This window comes from Parasphingorhabdus sp. (assembly GCF_036964565.1).
In the GTDB taxonomy this organism is placed as follows: domain Bacteria; phylum Pseudomonadota; class Alphaproteobacteria; order Sphingomonadales; family Sphingomonadaceae; genus Parasphingorhabdus.
Window position 1 is genome coordinate 89,493 of sequence record NZ_JBALTN010000004.1, and the last position, 14,324, is coordinate 103,816.

The window sequence follows — 14,324 nt, forward strand, 5'->3', positions numbered from 1 at the left end:
CTGGAACTATAGTTGGCCGATAAGGACTCCGGTTCAAGAAAGCCCGCGACCCAGGCCGTAACCGGCGGTCGCCGGAAAAAATGGACCGGCGCCGTCGTCAATCCCCCGGTCTGGCGGGCAAGCACGCATCTCTACGAAACGGTCGCCGATCTCCGGGATGGCCTCAAATCCAATGACGACGGCCGGTTTTTCTACGGCCGGCGCGGCTCGCCCACCCAATGGTCGCTCGCCGAAGCGCTCACCGAGATGGAACCTGGCGCGGCCGGAACCATGCTGTATCCATCGGGCGTGGCGGCAATTGCCTGCGCCCTGCTGGCTGTCCTGCAACCTGGTGATGAAATATTGCTGACCGACAGCAGCTACGACCCGAGCCGCAGCTTCGCCGACGCGTTTCTCAAGCGGATGGGGATCACCGCCCGCTATTACGACCCGCTGATCGGATACGGCATTGTCAGTCTCTTCCGTCCGGAAACCAAGGCGATATTGATGGAGAGTCCCGGCAGCCTGACGTTCGAGGTCCAGGACATTCCTGCTATTTGCAAGGCGGCTCGCGCTGCAGGGATTACCACGCTGCTCGACAATACCTGGGCCACGTCGCGCTTCTTTCCCGCACTGGAACAGGGCGTTGATATCGCCATCATCGCGGCGACCAAATATATTGTCGGCCACAGTGACGTGATGATGGGCGCGGTCACCACCCACGCCAAATATTGGACGCGGCTCAGACGCACCGCTCAGCAGCTGGGACAGGTGGTCTCTCCCGATGACGCCTATCTTGCGGCACGTGGGCTGAGAACGCTGGATGTCCGCCTGCGCCAGCATGAAACGAGCGCTCTGCAAGTTGCGCGATGGCTGAAGGAGCGGGCCGAAGTGGGCCTTGTCCTCCACCCGGCCCTGCCCGATTGCCCGGGTCACCATATTTGGGCCCGCGATTTCAAGGGATCGTCGGGATTGTTTTCCTTCCAGCTGCAGGATGGCGATGATCAATCGCGCGCCGCGTTCATCGACGCGCTGGAGCTGTTCGGCATCGGCTATAGCTGGGGCGGCTTTGAAAGCCTGGCGCTTCCGGTTGACCCGCAAAAACATCGGACAGCAACCGAATGGACCGCCGACGGCGTGCTCGTAAGGCTCAATATCGGTCTGGAAGATCCGGATGACCTGATTGCGGACCTTGCCAAAGCATTTGAACATTACCACAGTGCGCGGTCATGATTGATAATGCATTCCAATATCTGGAGTCCCTGACTTCTGATACGCCCCGCAACGTGCAGTATATCGAAGGCGCCGTTGCAGCCGGCCTGGTAATGCTGGCGCTGACGATCGGCTGGTATCTCAGCAAATATATCGGCCCCAAGCTGCGCCACCTCTGGGAGGCGAGAGCCGGCTACGAAAGCGAGCTTGCCGGTCGCCGCATCCGCGACATGACCCGGCGCGCCACCACTTTCATTTTATGCGGGATATTCCTCGCTTTCTATCCCTGGCACCTGATCGCACAGGTCGTCTTTTCACTGACCATAGCGATCACGGTCGGCCTGTTCGCCAATGACCTGATCCGCGGCGTCCGGATGCCCGACTGGCTCGGAACGGCTATCGGGCTTGCCCTGTTCGTGAGCATCGGTTCGGGGCTGGTTGGCGGTATCGAGCCCATCACCGAGGCCATGGACCGGGTCGGCTTCAGCATCGGCACACGGCGGTTTTCACTGCTCTGGATCGTTACCGTGGCGATGACTGCTGTCATCTTGCTTGCGGTTGCCCGCGTACTGATGAAGCTGGTGACCTATATCATCGGCAACAGCGAACTGGACGGTGCACAAAAGGTGCTGGGCCAGAAACTGGCGACCGTCGCCATCTTGGCCGGAGCCTTCGTGCTTGGCCTCGACTTGCTAGGGATTGATCTCACGGCTTTGGCCGTCTTCTCGGGTGCCTTCGGTCTCGCCATCGGATTCGGTATGCAGAAGACGATCGGCAATCTGTTCGCCGGGATCATCCTGCTGATGGACCGTTCGATCAAGCCGGGCGACGTCATCGCGGTCGGCGATAGTTTCGGATGGGTCAACAAGATCGGCGTCCGCGCAGTCTCCGTGCTGACGCGCGAGGGCAAGGAGCATCTGATCCCGAACGAGGATCTGATGACTCGGGAAGTGGAAAACTGGTCCTATTCCAATCCCAATGTGCGGATCAGCATCCCGGTCGGCGTCTCCTATAACACCGACATGGATCAGGCTATCGATCTTATGAAACAGGCGTGCGTCGATGTACCGCGCGTACTCAGCCATCCCAAGCCGGTCGTGTGGATGCTGGAATTTGGCGACAATAGCGTCAACTTTGAAATTCGCTGCTGGATCAAGGATCCGCAATCCGGGGTTGGCAATTTCAAGGCTGCGATATTAAAGCGGGTGTGGGATCTGTTCAAGGAACACCAGATCGAAATACCATTCCCCCAGCGCGACATTCATATCAAATCAATGCCACGGGGCGTTACCGCCACACTTGAGGCCGCATTGCCACAGTCCGGAGAAGCGACGGAATCGGCTATCGTAGAAAACAAAAGCTTTGAGATTGGCGAGACCGTAGAGCAAGAGCCGGACGGAAAATGACGCTTTATTAATCACCGGCGCGCAAATCCGCCTAAATTTTAAGCGGTCAAAAACCTCTTTGTGGCGCAAGTGCAACAGCTGATAATTATGTCACCCTTTCTGTCGTGTTATTTCTTGTGCAGCGCAATATTATAGAGCAGCTTTCCTGTGCATGTTTAGAGACTGTTCGCGTTCGGGGCATCTGGCGCAATAAAAAGACAGCCGAAACAAAATCAGGAGGGGCGATACGCATCAACGAGAAAGGGATTTCCATGCGCACGTCCAGTAAAAATATTCTTGGCACAAAAGCCAAATCAACCATCGTCGGCCTCTCGGCCATCTTGTTGGCTACAACGGCCGCTCCAGCATTCGCTCAGGATGAAGTGGCGGAATCCGCCAGCGCCTTCACGATTTCCGGAAACGCGGCGGTCACGTCCGATTATCGCTTTCGCGGTCTCGCGCAATCGGGCGGTGACGTCGCCATCCAGGGCGGTATCGATGTCGGCCATGAAAGCGGCTTCTATATCGGAACATGGGGATCTTCGATCAACTTTGCCGGCGGCACCGAAATCGATGTTTACGGTGGCTGGTCGGGCGAGATCGCATCTGGCATTTCCGCAGACGTGGGACTGCTCTATTATTTCTATCCTGACGCCGGCGGTGTGGGCGGCGGCGCGACCGACTTTTTTGAACCTTATGCCTCCATTTCCGCAACCTTGGGTCCGGTCGAAGCCACAGTGGGTGCCGCCTATGCCTGGAGCGGACAAAGCGCTCTGGCGAACCAAGACAATATCTATGTCTACACGGACCTGAGCGCAGGCATTCCCAATACGCCGCTCACGATCAATGGGCATCTCGGCTATTCGGACGGCAACAGCTTCCTGAGCACGCTGCAGGGTACCGACAATAATTACGTCGATTGGTCCGTAGGTGTTGATTATGCCATCACCGAAAACCTGACGCTCGGAGTGGCCTATACCGATACCGACGATTCTCCGGCACAGAAGGACTTCACTGACTCTGCCTTTGTCTTCACCCTCGGCGTTTCGTTCTAAATTCACCGAAACCGCGCTGAAAAAAAGGGCCATTCCGCCAAGCGGGTGGCCCTTTTTTTAACTGGCTGCGATCAGCTTGCGGGTGGTCGGATGGCGGGGATGGTCCAGCACATCCTGCATAGGACCGGTATCGACGATCCTCCCCTCTTCCATCACCGCAATACGATGGCACAATCGCCGCGCCGCCGCGATATCGTGGGTGATGAACAAGAGGCTCAATCCATATTCGCCCTGTAGCCGGTGCAACAGCCTCAGGATTTCCGATCCAGCCACCGGGTCCAGTGCAGACGTGGCTTCATCCAGCACCAGCAATCGGGGTGATGCGATGATCGCGCGCGCGATTGCCACGCGCTGCGCCTGACCACCGGAAAGGCTGGCCGGAAGACGGGTCGAGTAATCATGCGTCAACTCGACATCCGCCAGAATCTGCCGGGATCTTTCATGGCGGTCGGCGCTGGTCAATTCTGGACACAGACTGCGCAGCGGCTCGGTCACGATGTCCTCCACCCCCCACTGCGGATCAAGACTGGCGACCGGGTCCTGGAATACCGGCTGGATCAGCCGGCGCATGGCCAGACTTCGCTTGCCCCGTTCCGGCAGCATCGCCCCTTCCCACAGGATTTCGCCTTCCGTGACGGGACCAATGCCGGCGATTGCACGACCCAAAGTAGATTTTCCCGACCCGGACCCACCGACAATCGCCAGCGATTCGCCCTGCCGCAGCATGATGCTGGCATCTGCCAGCGCGACCATCTTGCCCCGGCGCCAGCCAGGCCGCGAGAACGCGACGCCGAGGGCTCTGGTTTCGAGCAAAATGTCACCGGGCCGGGAAAGTTCCGGTCTCGGCTCATTGAGACGCGGCGTGGCCGCGATCAGCCGCTTGGTATAATCTTCCCCGGGATTGGCGATCACCGCACCTGCCGGACCGCTTTCAACCACCCGCCCCTGTTCCATGACCACCAGCTGATCGGCATGTCCCGCAACCGATGCCAGATCATGGCTCACCAGAAGCAACCCCAGGCCCTGCTCGGCGCGCAACTGGTCGAGCAAGACCATGATCTCTCCGCGCAGCGAGGCGTCCAGTGCACTGGTTGGTTCGTCGGCGACCAGCAATTTGGGGCCATGGGCAATTGCCGCCGCGATCATCACACGCTGCCGTTCGCCCCCGGACAGACGATGCGGAAACTGGTCGAGCCGCTCGTCGGCGCGGGACAGCCCCACCTTTTCCAGCTGGCGGGCGAGCGCCCGGCGCGATGGCCGGGCGGCGCCCACCTGCATCGTCGCTTCCTGCAACTGGGCACCGACAGTGAGATGCGGAGTAAGCGCGGTTAGCGGCTGCTGGAAGACAAATCCGGCCAGCCGGCGGCGGGCATCGCGGATGGCGACAGAACCACCCCCAGCAAGATCAATCCCGTCCAGAATTATCGAGCCGGAAACCGTTCCGGCTGTCAGGCCGAAAGGCGACAGGCAGGTCAGGCTCTTGCCCGAGCCGGATGCACCGATCAGGGCGGTACATCGGCCTTTCTCGACGGTCAGGCTGACCTCCTCAACCAGCCGCTTGCCGCCAATGCTGACCGACATGTTGTGGATTTCATAAAGGCTCATGAATAGCGATCTCGCAACCGTTCGCCCTCGATGGTCAGGCAGACCAGGATCAGCACCAGCAGCCCGCCCGGGAGCGCCAGGCCGAGCGGCGTCATGTCCATGTCGTCTGCCCCTTCCTTCACCAGGATGCCGAGCGATGTCAGCGGTTCTTGGACACCCAGCCCGAGAAAGGAGAGAAAGCTCTCGACCATCACCACCTGCGGCACCGTCAGCATCAGATAGGCGAGCGCGACACCGGCGATGTTGGGCAGGACATGGCGCAGGATGATCGTCGGGGAAGACGTTCCCGCCGCCTCGGCGGCCAGAATGAAGGGCCGCTGTTTGAGCGCCATCACCTGTCCCCGCACCACCCGCGCCATGGTCAGCCATTCGACCAGGCCGATGCCGACAAAGACCAGCAGAATCGACCGCCCGAACACCACCATCAACAGGATGACGATGAACATGAAGGGCAGCGCATAGAGTCCGTCGACGATCCGCATCATCGCTTCGTCGGTCCGTCCGCCGATCCAGCCGGCGGTGGCGCCCCAAGCGATGCCGACGATCAGCGATACCAGCGCAGCGGCTACAGCAACCATCAAAGTGATCCGCGTCCCCGCCGCCAGCCGCGCCAGCCGGTCGCGGCCGATTTCGTCGGTGCCGAACACATGGGAACCGGTGAAGGCCGGCGCGCGGACGGCATTCCAGTCGATCTGGTCGAAGTTCCAAGCCAGCACCGACGGAAGAAAAACAGCCAGCGCGACGATCGCCAGGACGAGCCACAGGGGAAGATGGCGCTTCAGCACCCCCTTACCCTTCCCGCATTCTGGGATCGAGCCAGCCGTAGATCAGATCGGCAAACAGATTGAAGAGGATGATCAGCGCAGCATAAAGCGTGACCACGCCGAGCACGAGCGGATAGTCGCGGTTGAGCGCGCCCTGGACGAAATAGCGCCCCAGGCCGGGCAAACCGAACACGGTCTCCACCACGACCGCACCGGTCAACAGCCCCGCGGCGGCCGGACCCAGATAGCTCGCCACTGGCACCAGCGCAGGCCTAAGGCCATGTTTCAGGATTATTTTCATTTCCGGGAGCCCGCGCGCCCGGGCCGTGCGGATATGATCCTGCCGGAGCACGCTGGCCAGTCCCGCCCGGGTCAGCTTGGCGATCGCACCCGAGACCGGCAGCGCCAGCGCCACCACCGGCATGATCAGCCATGTCACGCCCTCCCCTGTCCCCGAGACAGGCAGTAGGCCCAGCCACAGGCCGAGAAACAGCGCCAGCGCGGGTCCGGTGACAAAGGTCGGCAAGGCGGTCGCGACCGTCGCGGCCATCATGATGGCCTTGTCTGCGGCCTTTCCCGCCCGCACCGCCGCGAACAGCCCGCCGGTCAGCCCAATCAGCAGCGCCAGGACGATCGCCAGACCGCCGAGCGCAAGCGATATCGGCAGGCCCTGCGCGATCAGTTCGGATACGGTGAAATCGCGGTAGACCAGCGAGGGACCGAAATCGCCCTGCACCAGCCGCGACAGGTAGAGCCAGGCCTGCTGCCACAGGGGCTGGTCCAGACCATAAGCCCTCTGCAACGCCGCTTGGGTTTCGGGATCAAGCGGGCGCTCTCCGTCGAAGGGCCCGCCGGGTGCCAGACGCATTAGGAAGAAGGACGCCAATATGATCACCAGCAGCGTCGGGATTGCCGTCATCAGCCGCCGTGTGATCAGGGCGAGCACGTGTCGCTAGAGTTGCATCGCGGCGAAACAGTTCCGCACTTCGGCCAGGAAAAGATCCGGTACTTCCATCGCTGCGAAATGGCCGCCGCGTTCCGCCTCGCCCCAGTGGCGCAGATCCTTGAACCGTTGCTCGGCCCAGCGGCGCGACGGGGTGATGATCTCGTTGGGGAAGATGCTGCATCCCGACGGAATCTCTACCGGGTCGATATTGGGAGCACCAAAACTTTCGCGATAGAGCCGCGCCGAGGATGCCCCGGCATTGTTAAGCCAGTAGATCATCACATTGTCGAGCAGATGATCGCAGTCGAAATTGTCGTCCGGCGCCTTGGCGTCGTCCGCCCAGCCCTGGAATTTCTCCATGATCCAGGCCATCTGCCCGACCGGCGAATCCGCAAGGCCGTAGCCAAGCGTCTGCGGCCGGGTCCGCTGAATTTCGGCATAGCCCGCGCCCTGCGACTGGTAGACCGCGAAATGCTCGAGCGAGGCCTGCTCTTCCGCTGTAGGATTGTTCATGATCTCTGCAGAGGGTGGGCCGACGATGACCAGATTGACGTGGATGCCGGCACAATGTCCAAGATTCTGCGCGCCGATGACCGAGGTCACCATCCCGCCCCAGTCGCCGCCCTGGGCAAAATAGCGGTCATAGCCCAGCCGTGTCATCAGCGTGTCCCACGCGGTGGCAATTTTTTCAATGCCCCAGCCGGTTGTCGTCGGCTTGCCAGAGAAACCGTATCCAGGGAGTGAAGGTACCACCAGATGATAGGCGTCCTTTGCCTCCCCGCCATGCGCCACCGGATCGGTCAGCGGGCCGATGACATCCATGAACTCGACAATCGATCCCGGCCAGCCGTGGGTCATGATAAGGGGGCGGGCCTCCGCTTCCGGCGAACGGATATGCATGAAATGGATATCCACCCCGTCAATTTCGGTCAGATGGTGCGGATATTGGTTGAGTGCATCCTGGCAGCGTTTCCAGTCATAGCTGGTCCGCCAGTGATCGACGATGGTCTTGACATAATCCAGCGGGATACCTTGCGACCAGTCCTCGACCGGTTCGGGATCAGGCCAGCGCACGTGCCGCAGCCTGATATCCAGATCATCCAGTGCGGTCTTCGGAATATCGATTCTAAAGTCCCTGATTTCGTCGCTCACAGCCGATCATCCTCTCTCGGTTCGTCCTGGCCTTGCAGGACAGGTAATCATTCCGGCCAACTTCCGAAACAGCTCGGCATGACTGGGGCCGCCACTACATCGTCGGAACAGGCACTTCGCCCGAATAATCATAAAAACCCTTGCCCGTCTTGCGGCCCAGCCAGCCGGCCTCGACATATTTGCACAGGATCGGTGCCGGGCGATATTTGGGATCGCCGAAATCATTTTGCAGCACCCGCAAGATTTCAAGCAGAGTATCGAGTCCGATCAGATCGGCCAGGGTGATCGGGCCCATCGGGTGCCCGAGGCCCAGTTGTACGCCACGGTCAATATCCTCCATCGACGCCGTGCCTTCTCCGAGTGCGAAAAATGCTTCGTTGAGCATTGGCAGCAGGATGCGGTTGACGACGAAGCAGGGTGAATCCTTTGCCATGACCGGTGTCTTGCCGACGGCCTTGGCAAAATCGCTGGCCATCGCCGCGGTCTGGTCACTGGTCGCCAGTCCGCGGATGACTTCCACGAGGCCCATCAGCGGCACCGGATTGAAGAAATGCACGCCGACAAAGCGGGACGGATCCTTGACCGCCTGCGCGAGCCGGGTGATCGAGATTGACGAGGTGTTGCTGGCCAGGATCGCCTGGTGGCCGAGAACTTCCGAAGCGGCGGCAAATATCTGGCGCTTCACCTCTTCCCGTTCGGTGGCGGCTTCGATGATGATGTCGGCATTGGCCATCGGGTCGAGCTGGACGATCGGTTCGATCCGGCCCAGCGCGGTGTCGGCGGCCTGTTGCTCGATCTTATCCTTGTCCACCAGCCGGGCCAGCTGCTTGGCAATGCCCGCCTTGCTGCGTTCCGCGATCTCCATGCTGACGTCGGACAGATAGACATGATAGCCAGCCTGTGCTGAAACCTGAGCGATACCGGCACCCATTTGCCCCGATCCGATAATGCCAACTGCTTTCATTCTATTCCTTTCCCGCAATTCTTGATGATTTAACATGCCACTAGCGATTGTCTCGCAAACTGGCTAGATTGCAATTATGTCTGCTGTCAGTTTCATCATTGGCGCCTTTGCCACGCTCGCCGCTGCCACCGCTACGCCGGCCGCACAGCCGGGCGAAGTCCGCACCTTCAAGGACTGGGCCGTCGGCTGCGACAATGGCGGCATATGTCGCGCCGTATCGTTGATACCCGAAGAGACGGGGACCCCGTTTGACGACCTGCACGGTCCGATCTCGATCATCCGCACCGCGGGCAGCGACGAAATGCTTCGCATTCGCGCCGCCGTCCCCGCGGAAAATATTGATCGCTATCGGATGTTTGTCGACGGCCGGCTGGTTGATACCGGCCCAGTGGTCGAGGGCGACTATCCGATCGAGATCGTAGGCGCGGATGCGCGAAAGGTTTTGCAAGCCATCATCAAGGGTAGCAACCTTCGCCTGCAGGCACCGGATGGCGCGACCATCTCTCAAATATCCCTGGCCGGTTCGTCAGCCGCCTTGCGCTATATCGATGAGCAGCAAGGTCGAGCCGGCACCCGGACGGCGCTGGTCGCGAAGGGATCTCGGCCCTTTCGGCACGCACAGGCGACCATTCCCACGATCTCCACCGACCCTTGGGATGCGGCCGAGCTGGAACCCGAGATTGCCGATATTGTCGCTCTTGCCGAGGAGTCCCGGTGCAGGGACGAACGGTACGGAGTTGTCGAGGATCAGGTTTTTCCGCTCGGCAAGCGCGGCAACCGGTTTCGGGCGCTGGTGCTGATTTCCTGTGGCGCCGGAGCCTATAATTTTTCCAGCGCTCCCTATATCGGGGAATATGTTGCAAATGCACGGGCCACCAGTGGCTGGACCTTCACGCCGGCGAAATTTGACCGCCAGCCCAGCTGGGGCGGCGAAGGCACGGATCCACTGCTCGTCAATGCCGGCTGGGACGAACAGAACCAGACGCTGAGCAGCTATGGCAAGGGGCGTGGCCTCGGCGATTGCGGCAAAGCCGAAAATTATGTCTGGGACGGCGACATGTTCCGCCTGATCGAAGCCAGTGCGATGTCGGAATGCCGTGGTGCCCATGAATGGATCACCATCTGGCGAGCGAATTACCGCAAGACGGAAGAGGCCCGATCGGCCAGCGACTGATCAGGGGGCATGTTTGTAGGGATGTGCCTCTGCGAGGATCAGGGTGAAATAGTCCCTTTCGTCGCTCCAGTCTTCCAGCGGTGTCCAGCCACCGGCCCGCAGCATCAGCCGGGCATCGCGCAAGCCGAACTTGTGGCTGTTCTCGATATGGATGCGCTGACCTGCAGCAAGGCTGTGCGAGGTCCCGTCGATCGAGAAGGTCACGTCATCTTGCGCCTCGAGATAGATTTCCACCCGCGCATAATCGTCATTCCACACCGCCACATGGCGGAATTTTCCGACGGGAATATCGCCGTCGAGTTCGCGGTTGATCCGGTCGAGCAGATTGAGTGAAAATTGGGCGGTCACCCCGGCGCTGTCGTCATAGGCATCCAACAGCACCTGCCTGTCCTTGACCCGGTCCATGCCGATCAGCAGCTGGGATCCGATGCCCAGTGTTTCGCGCATGGAACGCAGCAGATCAACGGAACTCCGCGCAATCATGTTGCCGATCGTGGAACCTGGGAAGAAACCCAGCTTGGGCAGTTCCGCCACCGCATCGGGCAGCTGGACGCGCCGCATGAAATCGGCTTCGACCGGATGAACCGGCAGGTCCGGAAAATCGTCCTGCAGCATCGCCGCGCTATGTTCCAGAAACTCGCCGGAGATATCGATCGGTACATAGGCGGCCGGATCGATCGCGCGCAGGAGATGGGGGGTCTTGACCGAGCTGCCCGAACCGAATTCGATCACTGCCCGGCCCTTGCCAATGGCACTGGCAAAGTCAGACCCATGGTCCAGCAGCAATCCGGTTTCCGTTCGGGTGGGATAATATTCCGGCAATTCGGTGATATCCTCGAACAGTTCCGAGCCCCTGCGGTCGTACAGCCAGCGCGCGGGGATCGCGTAAGCCTGCTCGTCAAAGCACCGGCGCACATCCTTGCGGAAGGTATGGTCAACGATGCTGGTGGTCATATCCATGACGGTAATCCTTGATTCTATAAGTCTTTGGCGAGGCGCAGACCGGTGAACTGCCAGCGCTGATGGGGGTAGAAAAAATTGCGATAGCTTGGCCGCATATGGCCGGGCGACGTGGCAACACTGCCGCCTTTCAGGACAAACTGGCCGGACATGAACTTGCCGTTATATTCCCCCACCGCTCCGGTGGCGGGCCTGAAGCCCGGATAGGGGCGATAGGCGCTGCCGGTCCATTCCCAGACATGGCCGCTGTTCGGCAAAACCCGACCAGCCGCCACCTCCCATTCCGCTTCGGTCGGCAGGCGTGCGCCCGCCCAGGCGGCATAGGCATCAGCTTCGTAGAGACTGATGTGCTTGACCGGTGCGGATCGATCCAGGGCATGATTGCCCGCCAGACCAAATTCCATCCAAGTTCCGGATTCCCGGTTCCAGTACAGGGGGGCGTCAACCCGCTGGTCCTGAACCCATGCCCAGCCGTCCGAAAGCCAGTGTGCCGGGTCGCGATATCCGCCTCCTTCGATGAATTCGAGCCATTCGCCGTTGCTGACAGGCCGGTCCGCCAGAGCATGGGGGTGCAGCAGCACGTCGTGGCGGGGCCCTTCGCAATCGAACGCAAATGCATCGCCGTCATGACCCATACTGTGAAGACCGGTCGGCCCTTCGATCCATTGCACCGGGGACGCGGGAGCGCCTGCTTCCGGACGGTCCTCTGCATAAGCCGGCTTCAACGGATTGCGGGAAAACAGATGGAGAATATCGGTCAGCAGCAGTTCCTGATGCTGCTGTTCGTGGTGGAGTCCTAGCTCCACCAGATCGAGTTGCGGATCGGCAAAGCTGCCCATCGCATCCACCATCGCGGCATCGACATGGGTCCGGTAGGCGAATATGTCCGCGAGCGAAGGCCGGGTCAGCAAGCCTCGTTCCGGCCGCGCGTGCCGTTCACCCTCCGCCTCATAATAGCTGTTGAACAGATAGGCATAGCGGTCGTTGAAGGCAGCATAGCCCACGACATGGTCACGCAGGAGAAAGGTTTCAAAAAACCAGCTGGTATGCGCAAGATGCCATTTGGTCGGCGACGCGTCGTCCATCGACTGCACGGTTGCATCCGCGTCGCTAAGCCCGTCGGCAAGACGGACCGAATGGCTTCGTACATCCCTGAAGCGCTGGAGCAAATCGTTCGCCCGGCGGGTGGTGTCTGCGTCAGCCGAAGGCGAAAAGGGGCTTTGTGGTTGGCTGGCGATCAGTCCTACTCCGGTGGGATCTCGGTTTTCTTTCAGAACATACAGCGAACAATGTTCAGGTCAACAACGCATATTCGCGCCCATTGGTTGCAAAAATTTCGATCAAGGCCACCTTGATGCTACCGTGATCCCCCTGGAACCCAGAGGATATCATCCTTGCCGCCGTTGTTGAGCGCCCGTCCAAGCACGAACAGATAGTCCGAGAGACGGTTGACATAGGCCAGCGCCTGCGGATTGAGCGCCATCTCGGTTCCGGCGGCCACGCAGGTCCGCTCCGTCCGCCGGGCAATTGCCCGAACGAGATGGACCGCAGCGGCAGCCCTTGTGCCGCCGGGCAGAATGAAACTGGTCAGCGGATTCAGTTCGGCGGTGGCCGCATCGATCTGACCTTCCAAACGCTCCACTTGCGCCGGTACGATCCGCAGCACCATTTCCGAAGGCGCAAAATCATCGTCCGGTCCGGCAGGAGTTGCGAGATCGGCTCCGAGATCAAACAGGTCGTTCTGGATCAACCGCAGGCCTTCGACGATTCCATCATCGGATATCTCGCAAATCGCGACGCCAAGCGCGCTGTTCAATTCGTCGACATCGCCGATCGCGGCCATGCGCGGGTCGTTCTTGCCGACGCGCGATCCGTCGACCAGGCCCGTGGTCCCGTCATCGCCGGTGCGGGTGTAGATTTTGTTGAGCTTTACCACCGGGTCAGCGTTCTAGCTCTGGCCGCCTGCCAGGACGAGCAACAGGACAACCAGCACGATCGCAATCGCCTGATATTTGACGCGGGCAAACATCATTTCATTCTGCTTCTTATGCGACGCGGTGATGCCGTCGGCGTCGACGTCTCCCGGCTCCATATTGGCGAAGGCAATCAGCCCGCGAACCAGGGCGTAAACCACGGCGGCTGCCGCGGCGATGATCATCAGTATCAAAATATAGCTCATGCAAGCACCTTAAACCTATGAGAGGGAGATTCCAACCGGGAAGATACCCTGCCGCAAATCCTGTATCAATTGATAGCCGCTGGCACCGGCCATCCGCAATACAGACAAAGAGGCAGATTTGCGGCTCTTGGATAGCTTTCCGCCGGTTTCGTCGCGCAGCAGCGGATGGTGAAAATAGACCGGCGTCGGCAGGTCAAGCAGCGCCTGCAACAGCCGGTGGACATGGGTGGAGGCGAACAGATCGTCGCCCCGCACGACATGGGTGATGCCGTCGCCTGCATCGTCGAGCGTGACCGCGAGATGATAGGCCACCGGTGCTTCCTTGGGAACGAGAATGACATCCCCCAGCCGTTCGGGGTGGCCCGCTTGCAGGCCATGGCGATCATCCATCCATTGCAGCGGCCCGGTTGTCGCCATCGCCCTCGCCACATCCAGACGCCAGCTGTGCGGTTCCGTCAGCGCGCGCTTGCGCGCCAGCTCCGGAGCCAGATGCCGGCAGGTCCCCGGATAGACCGGACCGTCCGGCCCCGGGGTCTGGGGCCCCGCTTCCTGCATCTGGCGGAGGTCCGACCGGCTGCAGAAGCAGGGATAGAGCACGCCTTTCGCCTTCAGTCGGTCCGCCGCTGCCGCGTAGCGCTCCAGCCGTTCGGACTGGAATATCACCGGGCCGTCCCAGTCGAGGCCGAGCCAGCGCAAGTCCTCCAGGATCGCCGCAACAAACTCGCTGCGGCTGCGGCCGCCGTCGATATCCTCGATCCGCAGCAGGAACCGCCCGCCGCGGTCCCGGGCAAGGTCGCGGGCCACCATCGCGGCATAGGCGTGACCCAGATGCAACAATCCGTTGGGGCTTGGGGCAAAACGCACCACAATATCTCGATTCAATTGTGCACTTGACGTCATCGGCCGGATATTGTTCTTTGTGTCACAGTCATGTCATGTTCTTAGGCAT

At 60.6% G+C, this 14,324-nt stretch carries 14 protein-coding genes; 4 read left to right on the forward strand and 10 right to left on the reverse strand.

Going from position 1 to position 14,324, the window contains the following annotated elements; all coding sequences use genetic code 11:
- Positions 1-12: 12 nt before the first annotated feature.
- The 3 genes from metC to V7650_RS06400 all read left to right on the forward strand — a co-directional run bounded on the left by metC (position 13) and on the right by V7650_RS06400 (position 3,631).
- Positions 13-1,212, forward strand: a complete 1,200-nt coding sequence (gene metC / locus V7650_RS06390) for a cystathionine beta-lyase (RefSeq protein WP_335655421.1) — start codon at positions 13-15, stop codon at positions 1,210-1,212.
- Positions 1,209-2,597 carry a mechanosensitive ion channel family protein gene (locus V7650_RS06395; RefSeq protein WP_335655422.1) on the forward strand — a complete coding sequence of 463 codons (1,389 nt, stop codon included), beginning with the start codon at positions 1,209-1,211 and terminating at the stop codon, positions 2,595-2,597. The genes metC and V7650_RS06395 overlap by 4 nt, the downstream gene beginning before the upstream one ends.
- A gap of 251 nt (positions 2,598-2,848) precedes the next feature.
- The gene (locus V7650_RS06400; RefSeq protein ID WP_335655423.1) at positions 2,849-3,631 is read left to right on the forward strand and encodes a TorF family putative porin; all 783 of its coding nucleotides are present in this window, start codon (positions 2,849-2,851) and stop codon (positions 3,629-3,631) included.
- Between the two features lie 57 nt (positions 3,632-3,688).
- Here the strand turns inward: V7650_RS06400 and V7650_RS06405 are convergent, their stop codons facing one another.
- From V7650_RS06405 to V7650_RS06425, 5 genes are all read right to left on the reverse strand, one after another.
- Positions 3,689-5,236 carry an ABC transporter ATP-binding protein gene (locus V7650_RS06405; protein WP_335655424.1) on the reverse strand — a complete coding sequence of 516 codons (1,548 nt, stop codon included), beginning with the start codon at positions 5,234-5,236 and terminating at the stop codon, positions 3,689-3,691.
- A complete protein-coding gene (locus V7650_RS06410; protein ID WP_335655425.1) occupies positions 5,233-6,021 on the reverse strand; it encodes an ABC transporter permease subunit in 789 nt (262 codons plus the stop codon). The genes V7650_RS06405 and V7650_RS06410 overlap by 4 nt, the downstream gene beginning before the upstream one ends.
- 4 nt (positions 6,022-6,025) lie before the next feature.
- The gene (locus V7650_RS06415; RefSeq protein ID WP_335655426.1) at positions 6,026-6,946 is read right to left on the reverse strand and encodes an ABC transporter permease; all 921 of its coding nucleotides are present in this window, start codon (positions 6,944-6,946) and stop codon (positions 6,026-6,028) included.
- A 6-nt stretch (positions 6,947-6,952) separates the two neighbouring features.
- On the reverse strand, positions 6,953-8,098 hold the full coding sequence (locus V7650_RS06420; protein ID WP_335655427.1) for an epoxide hydrolase family protein: 1,146 nt from the start codon (positions 8,096-8,098) through the stop codon (positions 6,953-6,955).
- Positions 8,099-8,192: 94 nt separating this feature from the next.
- Positions 8,193-9,062: a 3-hydroxyacyl-CoA dehydrogenase family protein gene (locus V7650_RS06425; protein ID WP_335655428.1), complete on the reverse strand. Its 870-nt coding sequence runs from the start codon at positions 9,060-9,062 to the stop codon at positions 8,193-8,195.
- A gap of 76 nt (positions 9,063-9,138) precedes the next feature.
- Between V7650_RS06425 and V7650_RS06430 the strand changes: the two genes are divergently transcribed.
- On the forward strand, positions 9,139-10,236 hold the full coding sequence (locus tag V7650_RS06430) for a DUF1176 domain-containing protein (protein ID WP_335655429.1): 1,098 nt from the start codon (positions 9,139-9,141) through the stop codon (positions 10,234-10,236).
- Here V7650_RS06430 and egtD read toward each other — a convergent pair whose 3' ends face one another.
- The 5 genes from egtD to gluQRS all read right to left on the reverse strand — a co-directional run bounded on the left by egtD (position 10,237) and on the right by gluQRS (position 14,275).
- Complete coding sequence (egtD, locus tag V7650_RS06435; RefSeq protein WP_335655430.1) at positions 10,237-11,196, reverse strand: L-histidine N(alpha)-methyltransferase; 960 nt, start codon at positions 11,194-11,196, stop codon at positions 10,237-10,239.
- A 17-nt stretch (positions 11,197-11,213) separates the two neighbouring features.
- Positions 11,214-12,365 (reverse strand): ergothioneine biosynthesis protein EgtB, encoded by a 1,152-nt coding sequence (egtB, locus tag V7650_RS06440; RefSeq protein ID WP_335655431.1) that lies wholly within the window; start codon positions 12,363-12,365, stop codon positions 11,214-11,216.
- Between the two features lie 188 nt (positions 12,366-12,553).
- Entirely contained in the window at positions 12,554-13,132 is a 579-nt protein-coding gene (locus V7650_RS06445) for a cob(I)yrinic acid a,c-diamide adenosyltransferase (protein WP_335655432.1), read from the reverse strand.
- 12 nt (positions 13,133-13,144) lie between these two features.
- The gene (locus V7650_RS06450) at positions 13,145-13,375 is read right to left on the reverse strand and encodes an HIG1 domain-containing protein (RefSeq protein ID WP_335655433.1); all 231 of its coding nucleotides are present in this window, start codon (positions 13,373-13,375) and stop codon (positions 13,145-13,147) included.
- 15 nt (positions 13,376-13,390) lie between these two features.
- Complete coding sequence (gluQRS, locus tag V7650_RS06455; protein ID WP_335655434.1) at positions 13,391-14,275, reverse strand: tRNA glutamyl-Q(34) synthetase GluQRS; 885 nt, start codon at positions 14,273-14,275, stop codon at positions 13,391-13,393.
- Positions 14,276-14,324 lie beyond the last annotated feature (49 nt).